The 26,155-nt window shown below is 74.9% G+C and carries 20 protein-coding genes; 9 read left to right on the forward strand and 11 right to left on the reverse strand.

Annotated elements, in window-relative coordinates; all coding sequences use genetic code 11:
- Positions 1-2 precede the first annotated feature (2 nt).
- From FBY24_RS12595 to FBY24_RS12620, 6 genes are all read right to left on the reverse strand, one after another.
- Positions 3-1,058, reverse strand: a complete 1,056-nt coding sequence (locus FBY24_RS12595; RefSeq protein WP_142161021.1) for an iron chelate uptake ABC transporter family permease subunit — start codon at positions 1,056-1,058, stop codon at positions 3-5.
- The gene (locus FBY24_RS12600; protein ID WP_142161023.1) at positions 1,055-2,104 is read right to left on the reverse strand and encodes an iron ABC transporter permease; all 1,050 of its coding nucleotides are present in this window, start codon (positions 2,102-2,104) and stop codon (positions 1,055-1,057) included. The genes FBY24_RS12595 and FBY24_RS12600 overlap by 4 nt, the downstream gene beginning before the upstream one ends.
- A complete protein-coding gene (locus FBY24_RS12605) occupies positions 2,101-3,156 on the reverse strand; it encodes an iron-siderophore ABC transporter substrate-binding protein (RefSeq protein WP_142161025.1) in 1,056 nt (351 codons plus the stop codon). Before FBY24_RS12605 ends, FBY24_RS12600 begins: the two co-directional genes overlap by 4 nt.
- A gap of 139 nt (positions 3,157-3,295) precedes the next feature.
- Positions 3,296-4,504 (reverse strand): acetate kinase, encoded by a 1,209-nt coding sequence (locus FBY24_RS12610; protein ID WP_142161027.1) that lies wholly within the window; start codon positions 4,502-4,504, stop codon positions 3,296-3,298.
- The gene (gene pta, locus FBY24_RS12615) at positions 4,501-6,612 is read right to left on the reverse strand and encodes a phosphate acetyltransferase (RefSeq protein ID WP_142163505.1); all 2,112 of its coding nucleotides are present in this window, start codon (positions 6,610-6,612) and stop codon (positions 4,501-4,503) included. The genes FBY24_RS12610 and pta overlap by 4 nt, the downstream gene beginning before the upstream one ends.
- A 105-nt stretch (positions 6,613-6,717) precedes the next feature.
- The gene (locus FBY24_RS12620) at positions 6,718-9,228 is read right to left on the reverse strand and encodes a phosphoketolase (protein ID WP_255432376.1); all 2,511 of its coding nucleotides are present in this window, start codon (positions 9,226-9,228) and stop codon (positions 6,718-6,720) included.
- A 376-nt stretch (positions 9,229-9,604) separates the two neighbouring features.
- Between FBY24_RS12620 and FBY24_RS12625 the strand changes: the two genes are divergently transcribed.
- Positions 9,605-10,477, forward strand: a complete 873-nt coding sequence (locus FBY24_RS12625; protein WP_255432377.1) for an SURF1 family protein — start codon at positions 9,605-9,607, stop codon at positions 10,475-10,477.
- Between the two features lie 53 nt (positions 10,478-10,530).
- Here FBY24_RS12625 and FBY24_RS12630 read toward each other — a convergent pair whose 3' ends face one another.
- Positions 10,531-12,282, reverse strand: coding sequence for an ABC transporter ATP-binding protein (locus FBY24_RS12630; RefSeq protein WP_142161029.1), 1,752 nt, complete (start codon positions 12,280-12,282; stop codon positions 10,531-10,533).
- A complete protein-coding gene (locus FBY24_RS12635; protein WP_142161031.1) occupies positions 12,279-14,144 on the reverse strand; it encodes an ABC transporter ATP-binding protein in 1,866 nt (621 codons plus the stop codon). Before FBY24_RS12635 ends, FBY24_RS12630 begins: the two co-directional genes overlap by 4 nt.
- Positions 14,145-14,294: 150 nt before the next feature.
- Here FBY24_RS12635 and guaA point away from each other — a divergent pair, with 150 nt between their 5' ends.
- The 4 genes from guaA (at position 14,295) to FBY24_RS12655 (ending at position 18,172) form a co-directional block, all read left to right on the forward strand.
- Entirely contained in the window at positions 14,295-15,881 is a 1,587-nt protein-coding gene (gene guaA / locus FBY24_RS12640) for a glutamine-hydrolyzing GMP synthase (protein ID WP_142161033.1), read from the forward strand.
- Positions 15,882-15,924: 43 nt separating this feature from the next.
- Positions 15,925-16,356 (forward strand): DUF3817 domain-containing protein, encoded by a 432-nt coding sequence (locus FBY24_RS12645; RefSeq protein ID WP_255432378.1) that lies wholly within the window; start codon positions 15,925-15,927, stop codon positions 16,354-16,356.
- A 10-nt stretch (positions 16,357-16,366) separates the two neighbouring features.
- Positions 16,367-17,500 (forward strand): glycosyltransferase family 4 protein, encoded by a 1,134-nt coding sequence (locus tag FBY24_RS12650; protein WP_142161035.1) that lies wholly within the window; start codon positions 16,367-16,369, stop codon positions 17,498-17,500.
- Positions 17,501-17,707: 207 nt separating this feature from the next.
- Positions 17,708-18,172: an aromatic ring-opening dioxygenase LigA gene (locus FBY24_RS12655; protein WP_142161036.1), complete on the forward strand. Its 465-nt coding sequence runs from the start codon at positions 17,708-17,710 to the stop codon at positions 18,170-18,172.
- A gap of 126 nt (positions 18,173-18,298) precedes the next feature.
- Here FBY24_RS12655 and FBY24_RS12660 read toward each other — a convergent pair whose 3' ends face one another.
- Together FBY24_RS12660 and FBY24_RS12665 are read right to left on the reverse strand one after the other, a co-directional pair.
- Positions 18,299-18,679, reverse strand: coding sequence for a hypothetical protein (locus tag FBY24_RS12660; protein WP_142161038.1), 381 nt, complete (start codon positions 18,677-18,679; stop codon positions 18,299-18,301).
- The gene (locus tag FBY24_RS12665) at positions 18,676-20,133 is read right to left on the reverse strand and encodes a PspC domain-containing protein (RefSeq protein ID WP_160158502.1); all 1,458 of its coding nucleotides are present in this window, start codon (positions 20,131-20,133) and stop codon (positions 18,676-18,678) included. The genes FBY24_RS12660 and FBY24_RS12665 overlap by 4 nt, the downstream gene beginning before the upstream one ends.
- A 159-nt stretch (positions 20,134-20,292) precedes the next feature.
- On the opposite strand from FBY24_RS12665, the gene FBY24_RS12670 reads away from it, so the two are divergent.
- The 4 genes from FBY24_RS12670 to pcrA all read left to right on the forward strand — a co-directional run bounded on the left by FBY24_RS12670 (position 20,293) and on the right by pcrA (position 25,412).
- Positions 20,293-21,624 (forward strand): ATP-binding protein, encoded by a 1,332-nt coding sequence (locus FBY24_RS12670; protein WP_142161042.1) that lies wholly within the window; start codon positions 20,293-20,295, stop codon positions 21,622-21,624.
- On the forward strand, positions 21,621-22,313 hold the full coding sequence (locus FBY24_RS12675) for a response regulator transcription factor (RefSeq protein WP_142161044.1): 693 nt from the start codon (positions 21,621-21,623) through the stop codon (positions 22,311-22,313). The genes FBY24_RS12670 and FBY24_RS12675 overlap by 4 nt, the downstream gene beginning before the upstream one ends.
- 101 nt (positions 22,314-22,414) lie before the next feature.
- Complete coding sequence (locus FBY24_RS12680) at positions 22,415-22,762, forward strand: hypothetical protein (RefSeq protein WP_142161046.1); 348 nt, start codon at positions 22,415-22,417, stop codon at positions 22,760-22,762.
- 70 nt (positions 22,763-22,832) lie between these two features.
- The gene (gene pcrA / locus FBY24_RS12685; RefSeq protein WP_174243492.1) at positions 22,833-25,412 is read left to right on the forward strand and encodes a DNA helicase PcrA; all 2,580 of its coding nucleotides are present in this window, start codon (positions 22,833-22,835) and stop codon (positions 25,410-25,412) included.
- On the opposite strand, the gene FBY24_RS12690 is transcribed toward pcrA, so the two are convergent.
- A complete protein-coding gene (locus FBY24_RS12690; protein ID WP_142161048.1) occupies positions 25,409-26,110 on the reverse strand; it encodes a uridine kinase in 702 nt (233 codons plus the stop codon). The genes pcrA and FBY24_RS12690 overlap by 4 nt on opposite strands.
- Between the last annotated feature and the right edge of the window lie 45 nt (positions 26,111-26,155).

The raw sequence follows: 26,155 nt of genomic DNA on the forward strand, positions 1-26,155 counted from the left end.
CGTCACAGACGTCCTCCGGAACGGTTGGTCCTGGCCAGCAGCCAGAGCAGGTAGGGGGCACCGAGCACGCCCGTGACCACGCCCACGGGGAAGCGTGCCACGAGCAGGTGCTGGCCGACGAGGTCGCCGGCGAGCACGAGGACCGCACCGACGAGACCGGCGGGCACGAGCAGGGAGCCCGTGCCGCGCAGGAGGCGGTGGGCGATCGGCCCGGACAGGAACGCGACGAACGCGATGGGCCCCGTCGTGGCCGTGCCGACCGACACGAGCGCGACAGCCACGAGGAGCAGGGCGAGCCGCGCCCGGTCGGGCCGGACGCCCAGCCCGGCCGCGGCCTCGTCGCCGAGCTGCAGGATGGGCAGGCGGCGCGCGACGACGAGCAGCAGCGGCACGAGCACGGCCATCGCCGCGGCGAGCGGGCCGAGGCCCGCCCAGAACGCCGAGTTCAGGCTGCCGGTGAGCCAGCGCAGCGCCTCGTTCGCGTCGTAGACCCCGGCGCGGGTCATCGCGTAGTTGATGACGGAGTCGAGCATCGCGCCGACCGCGATGCCGATGAGCACCAGTCGCGCCCCCTGGACGCCCCGCCGCCACGACAACGCGTAGATCAGACCCGCGACGACGAGCCCGGAGACGACCGCGACGACGGACACGCCGGGGCCGGACGCGCCGAGCAGCGTGATCGCCACGACGGCAGCGGCGCTCGCACCGGCGCTGACGCCGATGATGTCCGGGCTCGCCAGCGGGTTGCGCAGCATCGTCTGGAACACGGCGCCGCCCATGCCGAACGCGACGCCCGCCAGCAGGCCCGTGAGCACGCGCGGTCCGCGCAGCGTGCCGATCGTGAACGACGCGCCGGGCACCCGCTCGCCGAGCAGCAGCACGCGTACCGCGTCGACGGGGGAGTAGAGGCGCTCGCCGACGCACAGCCCGACGACCACGAGGGCCAGCACGGTCACGACGAGGCCCGTGACGACGAGACGGCGGTGGCGCGTGCGACGACGGCGGCCGGCCGCGACCGGCGAGGCCGCCGGTGCGGCGGGCGCGAGGGCGGCGCTCACAGCTCACGCACCTGACGGCGCCGGATGATCGCGATGAACACGGGCGCACCGAGCACGGCGGTGACGATGCCGACCTCGATCTCCTGCGGCCGGGCCACGACGCGGCCGACCACGTCGGCCACGAGCAGCAGCGCGGCGCCGAGCACCGCGGAGTACGGCAGGAGCCAGCGGTGGCTCGGCCCGGTGAAGGCGCGGGCCAGGTGCGGGACGACCAGGCCGACGAAGCCGATGGGGCCGGCGATCGCGACGGCCGTGCCGCACAGCAGCACCACCGCCAGTGCGCCGACCAGCCGGACGACGAGGGTGCGCTGACCCAGACCCGTCGCGAGCTCGTCACCGAGCGCGAGGGCGTCCATGCCCCGTGCGCAGCCCACGGCCAGCACGGCGCCGACGAGGAGGAAGGGGGCGACCCGGGCGATGTCCGCGAGGTCCGCGCGCCCGATCGAGCCGATCTGCCAGAACCGGAACGTGTCGAACACGTCGGTGCGCGAGAGCAGCACCATCGAGACCGCCGAGCTCAGCGCGGCGCTCGTCGCGGCACCGGCGAGCGCGAGCTTGAGGGGCGTGGCGCCCTCGCGGCCCAGCGACCCGATCCCGTACACGAGCGCCGACGCCGCGGCCGCACCGGCGAACGCGAGCCACACGTACTGCGTCAGCGTCGACAGCCCGAGCCAGGCGATGCCCATGACCACGAACAGGGACGCGCCCGAGCTGACCCCCAGCAGCAGCGGGTCCGCGAGGGGGTTGCGGGTCAGGCCCTGCATCACGGCGCCGGCGAGACCGAGCGCGGCGCCCACGAGCAGACCCAGCACGGTCCGGGCGACGCGGGACTGCACGGCGGCCTGGGCGATGACGTCCATGTCCGGGTGCAGGACGCCGGCGACGACGTCCTGCCAGCCCACCACGCGGGTGCCGAACGCGAGCGACGCCAGCACCGCCAGGGCGAGCCCGGCCACGGCGACCGTCAGCCCGACGGAGCGGCGGCGGCGCAGCGACGCCGACCGCCCCCCGGAGGAGGCGGTCGGCGTCGGGTGGAGCAGGGTCACCCGACCTGCTCGGCGGCGGCCTGGAACAGGTCCAGGTAGTCCTCGAGGACCCACGGGATCGAGAGGACCGTCGGGCCGGACGTCGCGGCCGAGATCGGCTCGGCGTTCGGGACCACCACGACGGAGCCGCGCTCGACGGCGGGGATCTTGCCGATCAGCGGGTCGGCCTGCAGCGTCTCGAGCGTGGTGTCGTCGCCGTAGGTGACGAGCACGTCGACGTCGGCCAGGGTGTCGGCCTCCTCCGCGGACAGGTTCACGTAGAACTGGTCCGTGTCGCCGGCGAGCTCGACGACCGACGGCGCGTCGACGAGGCCGAGGTCGCTGAGCAGCTGCACGCGGGCGTCGAGCGGGGTGTAGACACCGATCGTGCTCGGGTCGGCGGGGTCGATCCACGTGTAGGCGACGGTCTTGCCCTCGACGTCGGGCCGCTCGGCGAGCGCCTCGTCGATCTGCGCGAGGACGTCGTCGACGAGGGCCTGGGCCTCGGCCTTGAGGCCGAGCGCCTCGCCGTCGATGAGCGCCATGTCCTTCCAGCTCGTGCCCCACGCGAACTCGGGGTAGGAGACCGTCGGGGCGATCTCGGACAGCGTCGTCCAGTCCTCCTCGGTCAGGCCGGAGTAGGCCGCCAGGACGACGTCGGGCTCGGTGTTCGCGACCTGCTCGAACGGGATGCCGTCGGTCTCGTCGAACAGCTCCGGCAGCGCGTCGCCGGTGGCGTCCAGGGCCTCGAGGCCCGCGAACGTCCAGGGCAGGACGCCGTCGCCGTCGTCGTCGCCGTAGGTCGTCAGCTGGATCCCGACGGGGGCGACGCCGAGCGCGATCGGCACGTCGTGGTTGCCCCAGTTGACGGTCGCGACCCGCTCGGGCTGCGCCTCGACGGTGGTCTCGCCGAACGTGTTCGTCAGGGTGACCGGGAACGTGCCGGACGCGCTCGCGGCGGTCTCGGTCGCGTCGGTCGTGGTGCCGGACGTCGTGGCGCAGGCCGTGAGCGTGAGCCCGACGGCGGCGACGGCGGCGACGGCCCGGAGCGGGCGGAGGTGTGCGGGGCGCATGGGATCCCTCGGTGGTGCGGACGATAAGGCCAGGCTCACCTTACTGCCGTGGGGAGGGTGCGCGGGCGCGGTGTTCGTCACACAGGACGGGCCCGCCACCGCGCCGGTCGGCGCGGGGCGGGCCCGTGGGGTCCTGCAGTCAGGCGCCGATGACGTCGACGGCCTGGCGCGCGATCGCGAGCTCCTCGTTCGTCGGCACGACCAGCACCGTGACCGGCGCCCCGTCGGGCGAGATGACCGTCGGCACGCCGATGCGCCCCTCGTTGCGGACCGGGTCCACGACGATCCCCATCGGCTCCAGGCCCTGGCACACGCGCAGGCGGACGATGTCGTCGTTCTCCCCGACGCCCGCGGTGAACGTCAGCACGTCCAGGCGCCCGAGCACCGCGTGGTACGCGCCGATGTACTTGCGCAGCCGGTGCAGGTACACGTCGAGCGCGAGCGCAGCCTTCTCGTCGCCCGCCGCGACCAGGTCGTGCAGCGTGCGGAAGTCGTTCTCGCCGCAGATGCCCTTGATCCCGGACCGGCGGTTGAGCAGGTCGTCGATCGCGTCGATGCTCATGCCCGCGTTGCGGTGCAGGTGGAACACGACCGCCGGGTCGATGTCGCCCGACCGGGTGCCCATGACCAGGCCCTCGAGCGGGGTCAGGCCCATCGACGTCTCGACGGCCGCGCCACCGCGCACCGCCGACGCCGACGCACCGTTGCCCAGGTGCAGGACGATCTGGTTGAGCTCGTCCAGCGGCCGGTCCAGCACCTCGGCCACGCGGCGCGAGACGAACTGGTGCGACGTGCCGTGCGCCCCGTACCGGCGGACCTGGTGCTCCGCGGCCACGTCGGCGTCGATCGCGTAGGTCGCCGCCGCGTCGGGCAGCGTGCGGAAGAACGCCGTGTCGAACACCGCGACGTGCGGCACGTCCGGCAGCAGCGCCTGCGCGACGCGGATCCCCGTGAGGTTGGCCGGGTTGTGCAGCGGCGCCAGCGGCGCGAGGTCCTCGATCTGCTTCTCGACCTGCGGGTCGATGAGCACGGGCCCGTCGAACAGGGCCCCGCCCTGCACGACCCGGTGCCCGACCGCCACGACGTGCGACCCCGCGAGGTCCGGTCCGATCTCGTCGAACAGGCCGAGCACGATGCGCAGGCCGACGGCGTGGTCCGGGACGGGCACCTCGCGCTTGGTCGTCGTGCCGTGCGCCACGTGCTTGACGGCGCCGAGCTCCTCGCCGATGCGCTCGACGATGCCCGAGGCGACGGCCTCGCCGCCCGCGGGGTCGACCAGCTGGTACTTGATCGACGACGAGCCGGAGTTGATGACCAGCACGGTGCTGGTCGGGTGCGGTGCGGTCATCGTGCGGCTGCCTCCGGGTCGGTGCTGGTGGGGGTGTCGAGCGACGCGGCGGCCAGGGCCTGCGCCTGGATCGCCGTGATCGCCACGGTGTTGACGATGTCCTGCACGAGCGCCCCGCGCGACAGGTCGTTCACGGGCTTGCGCAGGCCCTGCAGGACGGGGCCGATCGCGACCGCGCCCGCGGAGCGCTGCACGGCCTTGTACGTGTTGTTGCCCGTGTTCAGGTCGGGGAACACGAAGACCGTCGCACGGCCCGCGACCGCCGAGTCGGGCATCTTCGTCTTCGCCACCGAGGCGTCCACGGCGGCGTCGTACTGGATCGGTCCCTCGACGGACAGGTCCGGGCGGCGCTCGCGCACGAGGGCGGTGGCCTCGCGGACCTTCTCCACGTCGGCACCCGTGCCGGACTCGCCCGTGGAGTACGAGAGCATCGCGATCCGCGGCTCGATGCCGAACTGCGCGGCCGTCTCCGCCGAGGAGATCGCGATGTCCGCCAGCTGCTCGGCCGTCGGGTCGGGGATGACCGCGCAGTCGGCGTAGACGAGCACCCGGTCCTCCAGGCACATGAGGAAGGCGCTGGAGACGTTGTTCGTGCCGGGTGCGGTCTTGATGATCTCGAACGACGGCTTGATGGTGTGCGCCGTGGTGTGGATCGCGCCCGAGACCATGCCGTCCGCGAGGCCGAGCTGCACCATGAGCGTGCCGAAGTACGACACCGACGAGACGATCTCCCGGGCCCGCTCCACCGTCATGCCCTTGTGCTTGCGCAGCTCGGTGTACGCCTCGGCGAACCGCTCCAGCGTCTCGCCGTTCTTCGGGTCGATGACCTGGGCCTCGTCCAGGTCGAGCCCCAGCTCGGTGGCCCGGGCCCGGATCGACGCCTCGTCGCCCAGGATCGTCAGGTCCGCCACGTGACGCTGCAGCAGCGTCGACGCCGCCCGCAGGATCCGGTCGTCGCCGCCCTCGGGGAGCACGATGTGCTTGCGGTCCGTGCGCGCCCGGTCGAGCAGCTGGTACTCGAACATCAGGGGGGTGACCACGCTCGGGCGCTCGACCTCCAGCGCCGCGAGCAGCGCCGCACCGTCGACGTGCTGCTCGAACAGCGCCAGCGCCGTGTCGACCTTGCGCTGCGAGTCCTGCGTCAGCCGGCCCCGCGTGGCCGCCGCCGCGCTCGCCGAGCGGAACGTGCCGAGGTTCGTCGTGATCAGCGGCAGGCGCGAGCCCAGGCCGCCCACGAGGCGCTCGATCGACGGCGCCGGGGCCAGGCCGCCGTTGAGGATGATGCCCGCCAGCGACGGGAAGCCCTCCGCCTGGTGCGCCATGAGCAGTCCCAGCAGCACGTCCGCCCGGTCGCCCGGCGTGATGACGACGGCACCGTCCTGCAGGCGGTCCAGCAGGTGCTCGATCGACATCGCGCCGACCAGCACGTCGAGGACCTCGCGCTGCAGCAGCACCTCGTCGCCGCCCACCAGCGTGCCGCCGACGGCCTCCATGAGCTGGCGCAGCGTCGGGGCGTACAGCAGCGGGGAGTCCGGCAGCGCCCACACCGGCACGGGGCCCGAGAGCGCCTGCTGGATCTGCGGCAGGTACCCGGGCGCGCAGCGGTTCGCCACCACCGCGACGACCTGGGCGTGGTTCGCGGCGATCTCGGAGTGCGCGACCTCGGCCGCGTGCCCCATCTCGTCGGGGGAGCGGTTCGCGCCGTTGACGACCAGCACCACGGGGGCGCCGAGGTTCGCGGCGATCCGCGCGTTGTACGCCAGCTCCGTCGGGCCGGCGACGTCCGTGTAGTCGGTGCCGACGACGACCACCGCGTCGCAGCGGCGCTCCACGTCGTGGAACCGCGAGACGATCCGCGACAGCGCCCCCTCGGGGTCGGCGATGACCTCCTCGTACGTGGCGCCCACCGCCTCGTCGTACGCGACGTCCACGCCGTCGTGCTCCAGCAGCAGGTCCAGGACGTAGTCCCGCTCCTGCGTCGATCGGGCCACCGGCCGGAACACCCCGACCCGCTGCACCGACCGTGTCAGCAGGTCGACCAGGCCGAGGGCGACCACCGACTTGCCGGTGTTCCCCTCGGCGGACATCACGTAGATCGTGCGGGCCACTGTCGCGCTCACTCCCCGTCGCGGCCCCGGTGGGGGCCTGTCGTCGTCGCGGGGCGGGCGGTCCCACCGGGTCGGCCGGACCGCCCTCCCCACGACGTGCTGCTGCTACTCGTTGTCGCCGCCCGTGAAGACCGTCGCCGCGATCTCCCCCTCGGCTGCCGCGTCCCCGGCGTCCGGCCACACCCAGTCGCGCACCTCGGGGAGGTCCTCCCCGTGCTCACGGGTGTGCTGGCGCGCCGCCAGGCGTGCGTCGACCATCCGCTGGCGCAGACCCGCCTGCGAGGCGCGCAGGCCCTTGACGTGGTCGATCACGTCGATCACCAGGTGGTACCGGTCGAGGTCGTTGAGCATGACCATGTCGAACGGCGTCGTGGTCGTGCCCTCCTCCTTGTACCCCCGCACGTGCAGGTTCTTGTGCCCGTTGCGGCGGTACGTGAGGCGGTGGATCAGCCACGGGTACCCGTGGTAGGCGAACACCACCGGCCGGTCCGCGGTGAAGATCGTGTCGAACTCCCGGTCGGACAGGCCGTGCGGGTGCTCGCGCTCGTCCTGCAGGCGCATGAGGTCGACGACGTTGACCACGCGCACCTTCAGGTCGGGCAGCTCGCGCCGCAGGATGTCCGCCGCCGCGAGCACCTCGAGGGTCGGAACGTCGCCGGCGGCGCCGAGCACGACGTCCGGCTCCTCGCCGGGCACCTCGGTGCCCGCCCACTCCCAGATGCCCAGCCCGCGCGTGCAGTGCGCCACGGCCTGGTCCATCGTCAGGAAGTTCGGCGCCGGCTGCTTGCCCGACACCACGACGTTCACGTACTGACGGCTGCGCAGGCAGTGGTCGTACGTGGACAGGAGCGTGTTCGCGTCCGGCGGCAGGTACACCCGGACGACCTCGGCCTTCTTGTTGACCACGTGGTCGATGAAGCCGGGGTCCTGGTGGCTGAAGCCGTTGTGGTCCTGCCGCCACACGTGGCTCGAGAGCAGGTAGTTCAGGCTCGCGATCGGCCGCCGCCACGGGATGTGGTTGGTGACCTTCAGCCACTTCGCGTGCTGGTTGAACATCGAGTCGACGATGTGGATGAACGCCTCGTAGCTGGTGAACAGCCCGTGGCGGCCGGTGAGCAGGTAGCCCTCCAGCCAGCCCTGGCACTGGTGCTCCGAGAGCATCTCCATGACGCGGCCCGCGCGGGACATGTGCTCGTCGACGTCGGCGCCGAGGAAGTCCGCGTTCCACTGCTTGTCCGTGACCTCGTACACCGCCTGGAGGCGGTTCGACGCGGTCTCGTCCGGGCCGAAGATCCGGAAGTTGTCCGGGTTCCGGCGGATCACCTCGGTCAGGTACTGGCCGAGGACGCGCGGCGCCTCGGAGATCGTCGCGCCCGGGGCCGGCACGTCCTGCGCGAAGTCCCGGAAGTCCGGCAGCCGCAGGTCCTTGAGCAGGAGCCCGCCGTTGGCCTGCGGGTTCGCGCTCATGCGGAGGTCGCCCACCGGGTTGATGCGGCGCAGGTCGTCGTCGATGCGACCCGTCGCGTCGAACAGCTCCGCCGGGCGGTACGACTGCAGCCACTCCTCGAGCACCGCCAGGTGCTCGGGGGTGTCCCGCGCGCTGGCGAGCGGCACCTGGTGCGCGCGCCACGAGCCCGTCGTCTTCTTGCCGTCGATCTCCGCCGGTCCCGTCCAGCCCTTGGGGGAGCGCAGCACGATCATCGGGTACATCGGGCGCGACTCGTCGCCGCGCGCCGCCCGCTCCTTGATGTCCGCGATCTCGTCGAGGACCTCGTCGAGCAGCGCCGCGAAGCGGCGGTGGATGCTCAGGTCGTCCTCGTCGTCGAAGCCCGCGACGAACACGTGCGGCTTGTGGCCGTACCCGACCATGAGCGCCTCGAGCTCGTCGTCGCTGATGCGCGCCAGCACCGTCGGGTTCGCGATCTTGTACCCGTTGAGGTGCAGGATCGGCAGGACGATGCCGTCCTGGCGCGGGTTGACGAACTTGTTCGAGTGCCAGCTCGTCGCCAGCGGGCCCGTCTCGGCCTCGCCGTCGCCGACGACCGCCGCGACCAGCAGGTCCGGGTTGTCGAACGCCGCGCCGTACGCGTGGCTCAGCGCGTAGCCGAGCTCGCCGCCCTCGTGGATCGAGCCCGGCGTCTCCGGGGCCACGTGGCTCGGGATGCCGCCCGGGAACGAGAACTGCCGGAACAGCCGGCGCAGGCCCTCCTCGTCCTCCGTGATGTCCGAGTAGACCTCGGAGTACGTGCCGTCGAGGTAGGCGCTCGCCACCAGGCCCGGACCGCCGTGGCCGGGGCCCGTGACGTAGATGGTCGACTGCTGCCGCTCCGCGATCGCGCGGTTGAGGTGCGCGTAGAGGAAGTTCAGGCCCGGGGTGGTGCCCCAGTGGCCGAGCAGACGGGGCTTGACGTCGTCGCGCGAGAGCGGACGACGCAGCAGGGGGTTGTCCAGCAGGTAGATCTGGCCGACGGACATGAAGTTGGCGGCACGCCACCACTTCTCGATCCGTCGGAGGGTGGCATCGTCGACCTCGCCGCTGCCGCGCCGCCATGCGCGGGGCGCATCGACGTCGGCCGGCGGTCCGCCGGTGCCCTGTGGTGCTGTGGTGGTGCTCATGTCGCTCCGTTCGCTCGCGACGCCGCCGGGTGCGCACCCAGCCTTCCGTGAGGCCACGGCCGTCGACGAGGACGTCCGACCCAGCCGACCTGTGCTCCTGGCCACATGTCATGAAACCCCACGTGGTCCGGCCCCGCAGGAGGGGCCCGGAGGAGCGTCGGTGACCGTCGGACGAACGGGCGGGGCCCGGACCTGCCGCGTCGTCGTGCCGGTCCGCGCCGTCGCAGGTCGTGCCGTGGCCACCGCGTGCTCCCGTGCAGGTCACGAGCGGTGCCGCCGCGACGCCAGACTACGCCCGGCCGACCCGCGCACCCGGCCGCGGACGGTGTGGGACCGGACACGTCCGGAGCCCGCCGCGCGCGGGTTACCGTGGGACGTGGCCCAGACCTCCTGGTGGCGCGCGGCGCTGCGCCCGCGCATGCTCGGCCTGCTCGTGGTCCTCCTCGCCGCTGCAGCGGTGTGCGCCCGGCTGGGCGTCTGGCAGCTCGAGCGGGCCGAGATCCGGGGCGCGTCCGCCGAGGAGCGTCGCCTGGCCCAGATCGCCGACGCCCCGCCCGAGGACCTGGCCGCGGTGCTGCCCGCCGGGGCGTCGTTCACCGGTGACATGGTCGCGCGCAAGGTCGAGGCGACCGGCACCTACGACGTGGCCGGGCAGCTGCTCGTCACGGGTCGGGCCCACGACGGGTCGACGGACGGCGTCCTCGTGGTCGCACCGCTGCACGTGGACGGTCCCGACGGCGAGGTCGTCCTGCCGGTCGTGCGCGGCTGGCTCGACGCCGGCGCGGAGATCCCGCCCGCGCCGGGCGGCGAGGTGCGCGTGGTCGGCTGGCTGCAGGCGGGGGAGGAGGCCGGGACCCCCGTCGTCGACGGGAGCACCGACGCGATCAGCCCCGCGCAGCTCGCTGCGACGTGGGGCGGGCGTCTGCTCACCGGGTACCTCGTGCTCCAGTCCGCCGACCCTGCCGACGCGGCGCAGCTCGAGCCCCTGGACCCCCCGACCCGCGCCGGGACCGGGCTCAACGTGCAGAACCTCGCCTACGCGGCGCAGTGGTGGATCTTCGGTGCGTTCGCCGTCGCCCTGTGGGTGCGCCTCGTCCGTGACGAGGCGGCGGGACCCGTCGCGCTGCCCGGCGACGCACCCGCCGCCGGCCCCGACCCGGACGGCGCCCCGGACCCGGACCCGGACCCGGCCACGAGCACCGACCGGGACGACGGCCGGGGCACCGCCCGTCCGACCGTGTCCGCCTGATCGACCGTGTCCGCCTGATCGACCGTGTCCGCCTGACCGGCCGTGCCGTCCGGTCAGGCGGACTCGTGCTGCCAGGACCGCCACAGGGCGGCGTACTCCCCGCCCGCGGCGACGAGGTCCTCGTGCGGTCCGATCTCGCTGATCCGCCCGCCGTCGACGACCGCCACCCGGTCGGCGTCGTGCGCCGTGTGCAGACGGTGCGCGATCGCCACGACCGTGCGTCCGGCCAGCACCGCGGACAGGGACCGCTCGAGGTGCCGGGCCGCGCGCGGGTCGAGCAGGGACGTGGCCTCGTCGAGCACCAGCGTGTGCGGGTCGAGCAGCACGAGCCGGGCCAGCGCGACCTGCTGCGCCTGCGCCGGGGTCAGCGGTGCACCGCCCGAGCCGACCTCCGTGGCCAGCCCCTGCGGGAGCGCCTCGACCCAGTCCCACGCGTCGACGGCCCGCAGCGCCCGCTCCAGGTCGGCCTCGGTGGCCTCGACGCGCGCCAGGCGCAGGTTGTCCGCGAGCGAGCCGACGAAGACGTGGTGCTCCTGCGTGACGAGCGCGACCTGGCCGCGCAGCTCGTCCAGCGGCAGGTCGACCAGCGGGACGCCGCCGACCGTGACGGTGCCGCCCGTGGGCGGGTGGATGCCGGCGAGCATGCGGCCGAGGGTCGACTTGCCCGCACCCGAGGGGCCGACGACGGCCAGCCGCTCGCCCGGGGCGAGGTCGAGGTCGATGCCGTGCAGCACGTCGTGACCCTCGCGGTACGCGTACCGCAGGTCGCGCGCGCTGACGCGGTCGTCGGCGGGGCGCTCGCCGGTGGCGGTGCGGTCGGCGTCGACCAGGCCGACGCCGACGATGCGGGCCAGCGCTGTCGCCGCCACCTGGATCTCGTCCACCCAGAAGATCAGCTCCCAGACGGGGCCGGTCACCTGGTACGCGTACAGCACGATGGTCGTGACCACCCCGAGCGTGACCTGCCCCTGCGTGGCCAGGTAGCCGCCCCACACGAGTACCGCCACGGGCGCCAGCACGAACGCCAGGTCGACGGCGGGGAACAGCACGGTCCGCAGGTCGAGCGTGCGGCGCTCGGCGTCGAACGCGTCGGCGAGGTCGGCGTCGATCCGTTCGGTCCGTCGGCGCGCGAGGCCGAGGGCGTCGACGGTCCGCGCCCCCTCGACGGTCTCCGTGATCGTGCCGTTGAGCACGGCGTACGTCGCGGCCTCGCGCTCGTACGCCGGCGTCGCGCGCCGCAGGTACCAGCGGACCACGAGCAGCATGGTCGGGACGCCGACGAACAGCGCGACCGCCACGAGCGGCGACAGCAGCACCGACGCCGTCACGGTCAGCGTGATCGTCACCACGGCCACGATCACGCGGGGCACGCCGAAGCGCACCGCGTGCTGCAGCTTGTTCACGTCGTTGGTCGTGCGGGCCACCAGGTCGCCCGTGCCCGCGCGCTCGACGGTCGACAGCGGCAGCGCGGTCACGGTCTCGACGAACTCCTCGCGCAGCTCGGCGAAGACCTTCTCGCCGAACAGCATGGACGCGCGCTGCGCGTACCGGATGAGCCCGGTCTGCGACAGCACCGCGACCACGCCGACACCGATGTACGTGTTGACCGTGCGGGCGTCCGTGCCCGTGGTGATGGCGTCGACGAGACGGCCGAGCAGCCACGGCCCGGCGAGCCCCGCGACCGCGGCCAGGGTGTGCAGCGCCGCGACCCGGGCCAGCGGCCGTCGGTGCCGGCGCAGCAGCCGGCCCGCGTAGCGCCGTGCCGTCGCGCTGTCCGCGATCGGCAGCGTCGTGGCCGTGCTCATGCCGCACCTCCCGTGCTCTCGTCGCGGGCCCCGGACCGGGCCGGTGCACCGTCCGCCAGGAGCGCGCGGTCGCGCCACTCCTCGTCCGGCCCGTCGGCGTCGAAGGCGCCCTCGACGGGCCGGTCGTCGTCCATCCGGCGCCCGACGACGCGCCGGTAGGTGCGCGCGACGCCGGGCCCCGCCTCGCCGTCGAGCAGCCCCGCGTGGGTGCCGCGCGCCAGGAGCGTGCCGTCCTGCACCAGCTGCACCTCGTCGACGTGGTCGAGCACCAGGGGGCTCGCGGTGACCACGAGGGTCGTCCGACCGCGCCGGGCGTCGGCCAGGCGGGCCGCGATCCGGGCCTCCGTGTGGGCGTCGACCGCGCTGGTCGGCTCGACCAGCACCAGCACCTCGGCCCCCGTCAGCAGCGCGCGCGCGAGCGCCACCCGCTGCCGCTGGCCGCCGGACAGCGACCGGCCCTTCTCCGGCAGCTCGCCGTCGAGCCCGTCGGGCACCGAGTCGAGCACGTCGTGCGCGTCGGCGAGGTGCACCGCCGCGAGCAGGTCCTCCTCCGCGGTGGTCCCGCGCACGTCGAGGCCGCTGCGCAGGGTGCCGGAGAACAGGTGCGGCGTGGCCTCCGCGACGACGATCCGCTCGCGGACGACGTCCTTGGGCAGGTCGGCGAGCAGCACGTCCCCGAAGCGCACGGGCGTCGCCGCCTCCGCCTCGTCGTCGAACCGACCCAGCCGGGTCGCGATCGCGGCGGTCTCGTCCGGGTCGTCGCTGACCAGCGCCACGACGCGGCCCGGCTCCAGCACGACGCCGCTGACCTCGTCGACGAGCACGGCGCCGACCGGGGGAGCCGCGGCCGTGCCGGCGCGCGCCCCCGTGGAGGGGACGACCCGCAGCACCGCGAGCACCTTGCGCGCCCCGACCACCGCGCGCGTCGTGGCCTGCAGCATCATCGTCGCGTTCTGCACCGGCCAGGCCAGGAACGCCGCGTAGCCGTAGGTCGTCACGAGCTGCCCCGGCGTGATCGTGCCGTCCAGGGCCATGTGCGCGCCCAGCCACACCAGCGCCACCACGAACATGCCCGGCAGCAGCACCTGCAGCGCGTCCAGCCAGGACTGCGTCACGGCGACGTCCTCACCCTTGCGCCGGACCACCTGCGACTGCTCGCGGTAGCGACCGGTGAACACCTGCTCGCCCCCGATGCCGCGCAGGATCCGCAGGCCCGAGACGGTGTCCGCCCCGAGGGTCGTCAGGCGCCCCGACGCCTCGCGCTGGGCGACCTGACGGCGCTGCAGCGGCCTGACCAGCAGGCCGAGCGCGAGGGCCACCGTCGGCAGCCCGACGAGGACGACGACGCCCAGCGGCACCGAGACCTGCAGCATGAGCACCGCGACGGCCCCGTACGCCACGAGCGACCCGACGAAGCGGGCGAGCTGGGCGTAGACCTCCCCGACCCGCAGCGCGTCGTTCGCGACCGCCGAGACCACCTCGCCGGTCGGCAGCTCCGCCGTGATCGCTGCGCCCGAGCGAGCGGTCGTGCGGCCCACGAGCTGGGACGTGGTGAATGCCGCACGCAGCCAGTTCGCCACGTCGTACCGGTGCCCGACCGCGGAGGCCGCGGCGCTGACGAGGCCCAGCACGAGGAGCATGCCGGCGGCGCGGAACAGGTCCGGGCCGAAGCCCCGCTCCAGGCCGTCGTCGATCGCGCGCCCGGTGAGGTACGGCAGGAACGCCTGGCACGCGAACATGACGACGCCGCAGGTCACGGCGCCGAGCAGGATGCCCCACTGCCGACGGGCCAGCCACCACAGGTAGGTGAGCGGGCCGCGCAGGGGCGGGGTGCCGGGATCGGCCAGGGGGAGCTGTCGCACGAGCGTCCACGGTACGACCGCCCACCCACAGCCCCCAGGGAAATACGCGCCGCCGCCGCGGTCCTGACCGCCCCGCACGGTGCCGGCGCGCCCGGCGGCACCGCCGCCGCCCGCCCCGGGTCGCCCCGGACGGCCACTAGGCTGGGCGCCGTGACGCAGACCCCCGAGCCCGCCACGTCCCACCGGCCGGTCCTCGTCGTCGACTTCGGCGCCCAGTACGCCCAGCTCATCGCGCGCCGCGTGCGCGAGGCGAACGTGTACTCCGAGATCGTGCCGCACACGGCCTCGGTCGCCGACCTCCTCGCCAAGGACCCCGCCGCGATCATCCTGTCCGGCGGGCCCTCGTCGGTCTACGCCGACGGTGCGCCCTTCGTCGGGCCCGAGCTGTTCGAGGCCGGGGTCCCGGTGCTCGGGATCTGCTACGGCTTCCAGGCCATGGCGCAGGCCCTCGGCGGCACCGTCGCCCAGACCGGCCAGCGCGAGTACGGCGGGACGGCCGTCGAGGTCACCGCGGCCGGCACGGTGCTCGCGGGCAGCCCCGCGCAGCAGACGGTCTGGATGAGCCACGGCGACGCCGTGCACGCCGCGCCCGCCGGGTTCGAGGTGCTCGCGACCAGCGCCGGCAGCCCGGTCGCCGCGTTCGAGGACCGCGAGCGGCGCCTGTACGGCGTGCAGTGGCACCCGGAGGTCAAGCACTCCCCGCTCGGGCAGAAGGCCCTGGAGAACTTCCTCTACGAGGGCGCGGGCCTGGCCCCCGACTGGAACCCCGGCAACGTCGTCGCCGAGCAGGTCGAGCGCATCCGGGCCCAGGTCGGCGACGCGCGCGTGATCTGCGGGCTGTCCGGCGGCGTCGACTCGTCGGTCGCCGCCGCGCTCGTCCAGCGGGCCGTCGGCGACCAGCTCACCTGCGTGTTCGTCGACCACGGGCTGCTACGGTCCGGCGAGGCCGAGCAGGTCGAGAAGGACTTCGTCGCCAGCACGGGCGTGCAGCTCAAGGTCGTCGACGCGCGCGAGCGGTTCCTCACCGCGCTCGCCGGCGTGTCCGACCCCGAGACGAAGCGCAAGATCATCGGCCGCGAGTTCATCCGCGTGTTCGAGGACGCCGCGCGCGAGGTCGTGGCCGAGGCCGGGGCGCACGGCGAGTCCGTGGAGTTCCTCGTGCAGGGCACCCTCTACCCCGACGTCGTCGAGTCCGGCGGCGGCGAGGGCGCCGCCAACATCAAGTCCCACCACAACGTTGGCGGCCTGCCCGACGACCTGCAGTTCGCGCTCGTCGAGCCGCTGCGCACGCTCTTCAAGGACGAGGTCCGCGCGGTCGGCCTCGAGCTCGGCGTGCCCGAGGCGATCGTCTGGCGCCAGCCGTTCCCCGGCCCGGGGCTGGGCATCCGGATCGTCGGCGAGGTGACCGCCGAGCGCCTCGACACGCTGCGCGCGGCGGACGCCATCGCCCGCGAGGAGCTCACCCGCGCCGGTCTGGACCGCGAGATCTGGCAGTGCCCCGTGGTGCTGCTCGCCGACGTGCGCTCCGTGGGCGTCCAGGGCGACGGGCGCACCTACGGACACCCCGTCGTGCTGCGCCCCGTCTCCAGCGAGGACGCGATGACCGCCGACTGGACGCGCCTGCCCTACGACGTCCTGCAGGTCATCTCGACCCGCATCACGAACGAGGTGCCCGAGGTCAACCGGGTCGTCCTCGACGTCACGAGCAAGCCGCCGGGCACGATCGAGTGGGAGTGACCGCGGCACGCCCGCGACCCGACCGCCCGACGAGAGGACCCGAGTGACCACCGCGAGCACCGCCCCCGACCCGGCCGCGTGGGCCCGCCGCGCCCGCGGCGCCCTGACCCGGTACCGCGTCATGGCGTGGATCACCGGGTCGATGCTGGTGCTGCTGTGCGTCGAGATGGTGCTGAAGTACCTCCTTCGGCTCAACGGTGTCGACGCCGAGGGTCACCCGAACCCCGTGCTCGGGGCGTGGATCGCGTTCGCGCACGGGTGGATCTACGTCGTGTACCTCGTCACCGTGTTCGACCTGTGGTCGACGCTGCGCTGGAAGGTCGGCCGCCTGGTCACCCTCGCGCTCGCGGGCGTGGTGCCGGTGATGTCGTTCGTGCTGGAGCGGCGCGTGCACGCCGACGCGCAGGCCCGGGTCGACGCCGTGCAGGCCACGATCCCGGCGGGCGACGCGGGCGCGGGCTCCGCCGCCGGTTAGCCTGGCGCGCGTGCGCATCGTCCACGTCTCCGACTGCTACGCGCCCCGGACCGGGGGGATCGAGTCGCAGGTCGCGGACCTCGCGCACCACCAGGTGCGCGCCGGGCACGACGTCCACGTGCTCACCGCCACGCTCGGCGAGGGCGGGGAGCGCGGCGGCGTCGTCGACGTCGACCGGGGCGTCCACGTGCACCGGCTGGGTGCGCGCCTGCCGTTCGACCTTCCCGTCAACCCGCTCGCCGGGCCCCGGCTGCTCCGGGCCGCGCTGGCGGACCTGCGCCCCGACGCGGTGCACGTGCACGCCGGCGTGCTCTCGCCGTTCGCGTACGACGGCGCCCGGATCGCGCTCGGCGCCCGGCTGCCCACCGCCATCACCTGGCACTGCATGCTCGACGGCACCGTCGACGTGCTCCGCCGGCTCGTGCGCGCGACGCGCTGGCGGACGGCGCCCGTCGCGCTGAGTGCCGTCAGCGCCGCCGCGGCCGCCCGGGTCCGCGCCGTGTTCGACGCCCCCGTCGACGTCGTCCCCAACGGGCTGGACCTCGACGCGTGGGCGCCGACGGGTGCGCCCGCGGTGCACGACGGGCCGCTGCGCGTGGTCTCGACCATGCGTCTGGCGCCCCGCAAGCGCGCGGTGCCCCTGGTCGACGCGGTGGCCTCGGCCGCGGGCCGCCTGCCCGCGGGCGCGCTGCGGCTGGAGGTCGTCGGCGACGGTCCCGTGCGCGACGCGGTGCAGGCCCGGGTCCGCGACCGCGGTCTCGGCGACGCCGTGCACCTGCACGGCCGCGTGGCGCGCGACCGGCTGCGGGACCTGTACGCGCACGCCGACGTGTTCGTCGCCCCCGCGCACCTCGAGGCGTTCGGCATCGCGGCCCTCGAGGCCCGCACGGCCGGCCTGGCCGTGGTCGCGCACCGGGGGACCGGCATCGCGGAGTTCGTCACCGACGGCGTCGACGGGCTCCTCGTCGACGACGACGGCGGCATGTCGGACGCGCTGGTCCGGCTCGCGCAGGACGCCGACCTGCGGTCCCGGCTGCTGGCGCACAACCGGGCGGTGCGCCCGCCGTTCGGCTGGGCCGACGTGCTCGACGCCGCGCAGGCCCAGTACGCGCGCGCCGGCGCCCTCGTGGGTCGTCCCGCCTGAGGTCGCGGCCCCGCCCCGGGCCCTAGGTCCCCCGTCGGGGCCGCCGGGGCCGGGCCCGCCCCGCCCCGCCCCGTCCTGCGGGACCTGGGTCCCACTGGATACGCTCGACCTGCGTGGACGCTGTGAGACATGAGCCGATGGCTCGTCGGGGTCGCACCGATGCGGGCCCGAGTCCGTGGGGGCACCAGAAGGATCGGGGAGAACGACATGTCGAACGCAGTCAGCAAGCCGCAGCACATCAAGATCCTGGCCATCGTCGTCATGGTCTTCGGCGCGATCTTCGCGGTCGCCGGTACCGGGACCTGGATCGCGGTGTCGAGCAACCTCGCCTCGGAGAAGATCGTCGTGTCCGAGGACGCGGCGGCGTTCGCCGGCGCGACGGTCGACACGCCGTGGGAGGCGTGGGCGCAGGCCGACATCATCAACCACCACGCCCTGGAGGCCTCGGGCGGCCTGACGTACTCCGAGCTGGACCGTGAGGACCCGGTCCGCGAGACGATGATGAACGGCTCGTTCCTGCGGGCTTCGCTCTTCACGTCCGTCGTCGCGTTCGGTGTCGCGCTGCTGGTCTTCGGCCTCGGCGTCGTCTTCATCATCGTCGGCGAGACCCTGCGCCGCGTGGCCGCGACGGTCGAGACCTCGGCCGCCGCTCCGGAGCTGGCGAAGGTCTGACCGGCTCTTCCCCCTCACGGGCCGCCGACCGCGGCTCCGTCGAGCCGCACGCCGCGCGAGGGCCGGCACCCGTCACGGGTGCCGGCCCTCGCGTCGTGCTCCCGGCGGGCGCCCGCCGGGGTCCGTTCACCGGCGGTCGCGCCGACCGGCGGCCACCAGGGGGCCGACGATCATCCCGAGACCGGCCGCGACGAGCAGCCCGATCGCGGCGAGCTGGACATCGATCGTGTAGCCCGCGGCGACGGCGAGGACACCGGCGCCGACGACGGCGACGATCACGCCCCAGACGACGGTGCCGACCCGGACCCGGCGGCGCCGGGGCCCGACGGTGGCGGGTGTCGTGGCGTCGCCGTCGGGGGTGGTGCCGGCCGTGGCCGCGGCGTCCGACGTGCCCGTGCGGTCCGCCGGCGTCGTGGTGGCCGGTGCGTCGGGGCCGTCCGTGGCCGCCGCGGGGGCGGGTGTCCCGGCGGCGAGCGGGGGCAGGGGGCGGGTGTCGTCGGTGCTCATGCTGCGTCCTCCTCGATGATCCGGATCTCGCCGGCGCCCACGTCCACGGTGAGGACGATCTGCGCGGCGCTGCCCGACTGCACGGCCTCGTCGTCCAGCTGCAGCCCGTCGAGCGCGACGCCCTCGTGCCGGAGCGTCTGCCCGTCGAGCTCCCAGCTGAGGGAGCCCGCCCCGACGGTCACGTCGGCGCTGACCGCGGCGTCGGCCGGGACGACGACGACCAGCTCGCCGGCGCCCAGGTCCACGGGCACCTGCAGCGGCTCGTCCTCGTCGAGCGGGACGGCCGTGAGGTCGACCCGCGAGCTGCCCATGCCCACGCTGACGCCCTGCGCGGCGTCCTCCCGCGACGTGAAGACCCGCTCGTCCGACGTGACCGGGCCGTCGTCGGACGTCCACCACTCGGAGTCGACCTGCGCCACCAGCGCCGACGGCACCCAGACCAGGGCGCCGGCGATCGCGAGGAACCCGACGAACCCGCTGCTGCGTCCCCGCAGGCCGAGGGTGACGATGCCGAGGCCGGCGATCACCAGGGCGATGCCGCCCGTGGTGAGCCACACCGACCCGGACCAGACGTCGGCGCGCTCGGCGAGCAGCAGCGCAGCCAGGCCCAGGGCGCTCAGACCGACGACGGCGCCGACGGTGGCGGCGTCCGCGCCGTTGCGCGGCGGGCGCGGGGGACGGGGCGGCGCCGGCGGCCGCGGTGCGGGCGGCGGCGACCCGTAGGGCGCGTAGCCGTACGGCGGCGGGGGCGGCGGGCCGACCGGCGGCACCGGCGCGCCGGGTGCCGCGACGGGCGGCAGCGGCACGGTGGCGGCGGGGCCGGCAGGAGCCGTCGCGCCCCAGGCGGCGCCGGCGGCGGGAGCCGGACCGGGGACGGGGACCGCCCCGGCGGCGGGCGCCGGGTACGGGCCGCCGGGCGGAGGCGTCGGCGTGCCGGGGCGACGTCGCACCGCGGTCACGACGAGCGCGCCGACGCCGACGAGGAACCCGAGCCACAGCAGGCCGGTGAACCAGCCCTCGCCGTCCCAGAACCACCACCACCCGTCGCCGCGGGCCAGCCCGACGACGAGGAACGCGAGGGCGCCGAGCAGGGCGACGTCGCTGCGGCCGGCGCCGAGCTCCTCGAGGTGGATGCGCCCGTCGGCCTGCTCGGGCAGCAGCGCCCAGGCGACGCCGTACAGCACGAGGCCGAGGCCGCCGAGCAGGAACGACACGGCGATCAGGCCGCGCACGAGCAGCGGGTCGACGCCCAGCCGTGCGGCGACGCCACCGGCGACGCCGCCGATCCAGCGGTCCTGCGTGCGGACCAGGCCCGTGCGGCGCACGCCGGCCCAGAACGCGTTCTCCTGCGGGGGCGGGGCGCCCGGCGGGGTGCCGTAGGGCGGTCGGGCGGTCTGCGGCCCGGGTCCGTGCCCGGGGGTGCCGGCGGCGCCGGCGGGGCTCTGCGTGTCCATGGCTCGATCCTGGGCCCGGCGGGTGCGCGCCGGCATCGGGGACGGGCCCTGACCCGACCCTGGTCCGCCGGGGTCGGACCCCGGGCCGGACCCCGACGTCCACCCTGGTCCTGCCGGCGACCGCGCCGCAGCGGGCCCGTGACGTGCTTCGATCAGGGCGTGACCACCGCACCTGCCGCACGCACGCCCGCCGCGCGCCTGCCCCTGCGCCGGCCCGAGCGCGGCCGGCTGCTCGGCGGCGTCGCGGCCGGTCTGGGCGCGCACCTGGACGTGCCGGTGCCTCTCGTGCGGGTCGTGCTCCTCGCGCTCGTGCCGTTCGCCGGGCTGGGCCTGGCCGTGTACGTGTTCTGGTGGGTCACGGTGCCGGAGGGCGACCCCGCGGCCACGGCGACGGCGTCCCGGCCCAGCGCGCTGCAGCGTCTGGCGCGCCGGCAGCCGGGGGAGCCCCTGCTGCCGGCGGGCCGGCGGCTGCCGGTCGCGGACCTCGCGCTGGGCGGGCTGCTGGTCGTCGCGGCGGCCGTCCTCGTGGCGATGCGCCTGGGGGTCGAGCCGGCGGGCCGCTGGGCGCTGCCCGTGCTGGTGCTGCTCGTCGGCGTGGGCCTGGCCTGGTCGCAGCTCGACGCGGTCCAGCACGGGCGTGGCGACGGGCGGCGGGTCAGCGTGCTGCGGCTCACCGGCGGTGTGCTGCTCGCGTCGGCGGGGGTGGTGCTGCTCGTCGGCGAGGGCGTGGGCCGCGGTGTCGAGCCGGCCCTGCTGGCGCAGTCGGCGGTCGCGGGGCTGGCGGTGCTGCTGGGGGTGGGCCTGGTGCTCGCGCCGTGGTGGGTGCGCCTGGTCCGTGAGCTCGGCGACGAGCGGGCGGCCCGCGCGCGCGAGGCCGAGCGCGCCGACATCGCGGCGCACCTGCACGACTCGGTGCTGCAGACCCTCGCGCTGATCCGGGCACGGGCCGACGACGCCGCGGACGTGGCGCGGATGGCGCGCGCGCAGGAGCGCGAGCTGCGCGAGTGGATGTACGACGACCGGCGCGCGCCGGGCACGTCGGTGGCCGCGGACCTGCGGGCCGTGGTCGCGGAGGTCGAGGACTCCCGCTCGGGCCCGGGCGGGGAGCCCGTCGCGGTGGACCTCGTCGTGGTCGGCGACCGGGCGCCCGACGAGGACACGCTGGCCCTGCTGCAGGCGGCGCGGGAGGCCCTGGTCAACGCGGTCGTGCACGGCCGCCCGCCCGTGTCGGTGTACCTGGAGGCGGGCCCGGACGTCGTCGAGGTGTTCGTCCGGGACCGCGGCGACGGGTTCGACCTCGACGAGGTGGGCCCCGACCGCTTCGGCGTCCGGGAGTCGATCATGGGCCGGGTGCGCCGTCGCGGCGGCACGGCCCGCGTGACGAGCAGCCCGGAGCGCGGCACGGAGGTGGCGCTGGCGATGCCGGTGGGCGACGCACGGGCGCAGGACGGGCAGGGGTCGTGGACGACGGACGAGGAGCACGGGGCATGAGCGCGACGGGGACGGGACCGGGCGAGGCGGTGCCCGCCGGGGGACCGGTGGACGTGGTGCTGGTCGACGACCACCACATGTTCCGCACCGGCGTGCGGGCCTCGCTGGACGCGCGGGTCCGGGTCGTCGGCGAGGCGGCGTCGGTGGACGAGGCGGTGCAGGTCGTGCACGCGCTGGCCCCGCCGGTGGTGCTGCTCGACGTGCACCTGCCCGGCGGTGACGGCGGCGGGGGGGCGGAGGTGGTCCGCCGCTGCCAGGACCTGCCTGGCACGCGGTTCCTCGCGCTGTCGGTGTCGGACGCGGCCGAGGACGTCGTGGCGGTGATCCGGGTGGGTGCGCGCGGCTACGTCACGAAGGCGATCGACCCGACCCAGCTCTCGGCCGCCGTGGTGCGCGTCGCCGGGGGTGACGCGGTGTTCTCGCCCCGGCTGGCGGGCTTCGTGCTCGACGCGTTCGGCGCGGCGGCGGGCGACGTGGCGACGGGCGACGACGAGCTCGACCGGCTCTCGGCGCGCGAGCGCGAGGTGATGCGGCTGATCGCGCGGGGCTACACGTACCGCGAGGTCGCGTCCGAGCTGTTCATCTCCGTCAAGACGGTGGAGACCCACGTGTCGGCGGTGCTGCGCAAGCTGCAGCTGTCGAACCGGCACGAGCTGACGCGGTGGGCGGCGGCCCGGCGCCTGCTCTGAGGCGGGGTGCCGTCCTGGTCCCGGCCGGGCGTGACGCGCACCACGCCGGCATCGCCGCCCAGGGGAAGTGACAAGGTGTCAGCACGTCTACGATGGGCCGCATGGAGATCGTCTACGGCGTCCTGGTCGTGCTGCACCTCATCGGCTGGGCGATGGTGCTCGGCGGCGCCCTCGCGGGCCTGCGCACCGCCACCCTCACCCCCGGGGCCTTCCACGGCGTCCTGACCGCCCTGGTCACGGGCATCCTGCTGGTCGGGCTCGCCTCCTCCGGCGTGGCCGGGCACGAGCCGAACAACGTCAAGGTCGCGGTCAAGCTCGTCGTCGCGCTCGTCGTCACCGGCCTCGTCGTGGTCGCCCGCCGGCGCCCCGAGGTGGTCACCTCCGGCTACCTCGGCGGGGTGGCCGGCCTGACGGCGCTGAACGTCGCGATCGCCGTCCTCTGGCGCTGACGCCCGTCCCCGTGCCGGGTGCGTGCGCGCGGCACGGGGTGTCGGTGGGGGCGCCTAGGCTGGGTCCGCCATGACGTCGCTGTTCGAGAGCCTCGACCTCCCCGTCCCTGCCGCAGCCGTGCCCGGGGGCGTGGTGCCGCGCACCGCGGGCCCGTCGGCGACCCCCGACGCGCGAGCCGCGGTCGCCCGGTCGCACGCCGGGGAGTCCTCCGGGCTCCCGCTGGTCGTGCCGCCCCGGCGGGACGACGACGACCCCCGGGCCGCCGACCGGGCGGAGCGGGAGGCCGCCCGCGCCGACGCGCTCCTCGACGGTCTCAACCCGGAGCAGCGCGAGGCCGTGCTGCACGCGGGCGGCCCGCTGCTCATCGTGGCCGGGGCCGGCTCGGGCAAGACGCGGGTGCTCACGCACCGCATCGCGTACCTGCTGGCCACCCACCGGGCCCGCGCGGGCGAGGTCCTCGCGATCACGTTCACCAACAAGGCCGCCGCGGAGATGCGCGAGCGCGTCGAGGCCCTCGTGGGGCCGTCCGCGCAGCGCATGTGGGTCTCGACGTTCCACTCGGCGTGCGTGCGCATCCTGCGCCGCGAGGCCGCGACGCTCGGGCTGCGCACGAGCTTCTCCATCTACGACCAGGCCGACTCCCAGCGCCTGCTCACGCTCGTGGCGCGCGAGCTCGAGCTCGACCCCAAGAAGTACCCCGCCAAGGCCCTCGGCCACCGGATCTCCGCCCTCAAGGACGAGCTGGTCGACCACGAGGACTACGCGCGCACGCACGGTGGCGGCCCGGCGCACGAGTTCGACACCGTCCTGGCGCAGGTCTACACGCGGTACCAGCAGCGGCTGCGGCAGGCGCACGCGCTGGACTTCGACGACCTCATCATGAGCACGGTCCACCTGCTGCAGGGCTTCCCGCAGGTCGCCGAGCACTACCGGCGCCGGTTCCGCCACGTGCTGGTCGACGAGTACCAGGACACCAACCACGCCCAGTACGTGCTCGTGCGCGAGCTCGTCGGCGTGGGCGGGCCCGACGGGTCGGACGCGGAGGTGGTCGAGGGGTCCGTGGGCCGCGGCGAGCTCACCGTGGTCGGCGACGCCGACCAGTCGATCTACGCGTTCCGGGGCGCGAACATCCGCAACATCCTCGAGTTCGAGGCCGACTACCCCGACGCGCGCACGATCCTGCTGGAGCAGAACTACCGGTCGACGCAGACGATCCTGTCGGCCGCCAACGCCGTCATCAGCAAGAACTCCGGACGGCGGGCCAAGCGGCTGTGGACGGACTCCGGCGCGGGTGCGCAGATCGTCGCCTACGTGGCCGACGACGAGCACCAGGAGGCGCGCTTCGTCGCCGAGGAGATCGACCGGCTCGGCGACAGCGACGGCGTGCGGCCCGGCGACGTGGCGATCTTCTACCGGGCCAACGCCCAGTCCCGCGCGCTGGAGGAGGTGCTCGTGCGCGTCGGCCTGCCGTACAAGGTCGTCGGCGGCACGCGCTTCTACGAGCGCAAGGAGATCAAGGACGCGATCGCCTACCTGCGGGCCGTCGCGAACCCCGACGACGACGTGAGCACCCGGCGCATCCTCAACGTGCCCAAGCGTGGGCTGGGCGAGCGCTCGGAGCAGATGGTCGCCGCGTTCGCCGAGCGCGAGCGCGTCTCGTTCGGGGCCGCGCTGGTCCGGCTCGACGAGGTCCCCGGCCTCGGCACGCGGGCGGTGACGGGGCTGCGCGCGTTCGCGGGCATGCTGGACGAGCTGCGCGACCTGGCTGCGTCCGGCGCCGGCCCCGCCCAGGTGCTCGGTGCCGTGCTCGACCGCAGCGGCTACCTCGCCGAGCTGCGTGCCAGCGAGGACCCGCAGGACGGCTCCCGGGTGGAGAACCTCGCCGAGCTGCACGCCGTCGCCGCGGAGTTCGAGCAGTCGGACCCCGAGGGCGACCTCACCGACTTCCTCGAGCGCGTCTCGCTCGTCGCGGACTCCGACCAGATCCCGGTGCCCGACGGTGCGGGCGACGGCGCGCCCGTGCAGGACCCCGGGGTCGTGACGCTCATGACCCTGCACACGGCCAAGGGCCTGGAGTTCCCGGTCGTGTTCCTCACGGGCATGGAGGACGGCACGTTCCCGCACATGCGGTCGCTGGCCGACACCGACCAGCTCGCGGAGGAGCGCCGGCTCGCGTACGTCGGTCTCACGCGCGCCCGTGAGCGGCTCTACGTCTCGCGGGCCGCGCTGCGGACCGCCTGGGGCGTGCCGAACGAGCTGCCGCCGAGCCGGTTCCTCGACGACCTGCCCACCGACCTCGTCGACTGGCGCCGTCGGGAGTCCTCGACGTCGCGGCTGCGCGGCGGCTGGGGCTCCGGGTTCGGCAGCGCCGGGCGCGGCACGTCCGGCGGGAGCCGCGACGGCGGGACGCGCGCGGAGACCCGCGCACCCCTGCCGCGCACCGGTGCGTCGTTCGGGTCGGCGACCCCCCGCCCGTCCGGCGCCGTGCCGGACCTGCAGGTAGGGGAGAAGGTCACCCACGACTCGTACGGGCTCGGCACGGTCGTCTCGCTCGAGGGGTCGGGGCAGAACTCCGTCGCCAAGGTCGACTTCGGCTCGAACGGCACCAAGCGGCTGCTGCTGCGCTACTCGCCGGTGACCAAGCTCTAGGACCCGGTCGGGCGGCCGGAAGCTCCCGCGCCGTCGGGCCGCCGCACCACGGGATGCGCGGGGTCGGCGTTGTCGACGACGACGTCCGCGCGGCCGACGGGGTCGCAGGCGCGCAGGTAGAGCCGCTGCCCCTCGACGTAGCGGGCGTTGGCCGGGTCGGCGGGGTCGGGCGGGCAGCCGTCGCGGACCGCCATGCGTGCGAAGGTCACCTCGAACGGGGCGTCGACCCACACGGCCAGGTCCCACGCCCCGGCGAGCTCGTCGCGCTGGAGGAAGATCCCGTCGACGACGAGCGCGGCGTCCTCGTCGACGTCCAGCCAGGGCAGTCCGGGATCGGCGTCGGTCGCGAGGTCGTGCACGGCGGTGCGGACGCGCCGCGGCCCGGCGTGGTCGGCGGCGAGCGGGTCGAGGAGCACGGTCCGGAACGTGCCGAGGTCGTAGGAGTCGTGGAAGAAGCCCTCGGGGCTGGTGCCCCCGCGCCGGTGCCGGACCGCGCGGGGGTGGTGGAACCCGTCGACGGAGGCACGGACCACGGAGGCGCCGCGGGCGCGGAGCACGGCGGCCAGGTCGTCGGCAAGGGTGGTCTTGCCGGCGCCGTCGACCCCGTCGACCGCGACGCGCACCGGCCGGCCCAGGACGACGGGGGAGGGGACGAGGTCGGCGACGTGCCGGAGCACGACGTCCCGGGTGCTGGTCACGCGCGCACGGTAGCCGACCCCGGCCGACGGGTGACCCGGGCCACA

The sequence above is a fragment of the Cellulomonas sp. SLBN-39 genome (assembly GCF_006715865.1).
Lineage (GTDB): Bacteria > Actinomycetota > Actinomycetes > Actinomycetales > Cellulomonadaceae > Cellulomonas.

Bases quoted from the DNA above. Each gene is read 5' to 3' on its own strand.
- FBY24_RS12680 (WP_142161046.1), top strand. From the start codon at position 22,415: ATGGAGATCGTCTACGGCGTCCTGGTCGTGCTGCACCTCATCGGCTGG.
- FBY24_RS12655 (WP_142161036.1), top strand. From the start codon at position 17,708: ATGTCGAACGCAGTCAGCAAGCCGCAGCACATCAAGATCCTGGCCATC.
- FBY24_RS12665 (WP_160158502.1), bottom strand. From the start codon at position 20,133: ATGGACACGCAGAGCCCCGCCGGCGCCGCCGGCACCCCCGGGCACGGA.
- FBY24_RS12610 (WP_142161027.1), bottom strand. From the start codon at position 4,504: ATGACCGCACCGCACCCGACCAGCACCGTGCTGGTCATCAACTCCGGC.
- FBY24_RS12660 (WP_142161038.1), bottom strand. From the start codon at position 18,679: ATGAGCACCGACGACACCCGCCCCCTGCCCCCGCTCGCCGCCGGGACA.
- FBY24_RS12675 (WP_142161044.1), top strand. From the start codon at position 21,621: ATGAGCGCGACGGGGACGGGACCGGGCGAGGCGGTGCCCGCCGGGGGA.
- FBY24_RS12620 (WP_255432376.1), bottom strand. From the start codon at position 9,228: ATGAGCACCACCACAGCACCACAGGGCACCGGCGGACCGCCGGCCGAC.
- pcrA (WP_174243492.1), top strand. From the start codon at position 22,833: ATGACGTCGCTGTTCGAGAGCCTCGACCTCCCCGTCCCTGCCGCAGCC.
- FBY24_RS12630 (WP_142161029.1), bottom strand. From the start codon at position 12,282: ATGAGCACGGCCACGACGCTGCCGATCGCGGACAGCGCGACGGCACGG.
- FBY24_RS12605 (WP_142161025.1), bottom strand. From the start codon at position 3,156: ATGCGCCCCGCACACCTCCGCCCGCTCCGGGCCGTCGCCGCCGTCGCC.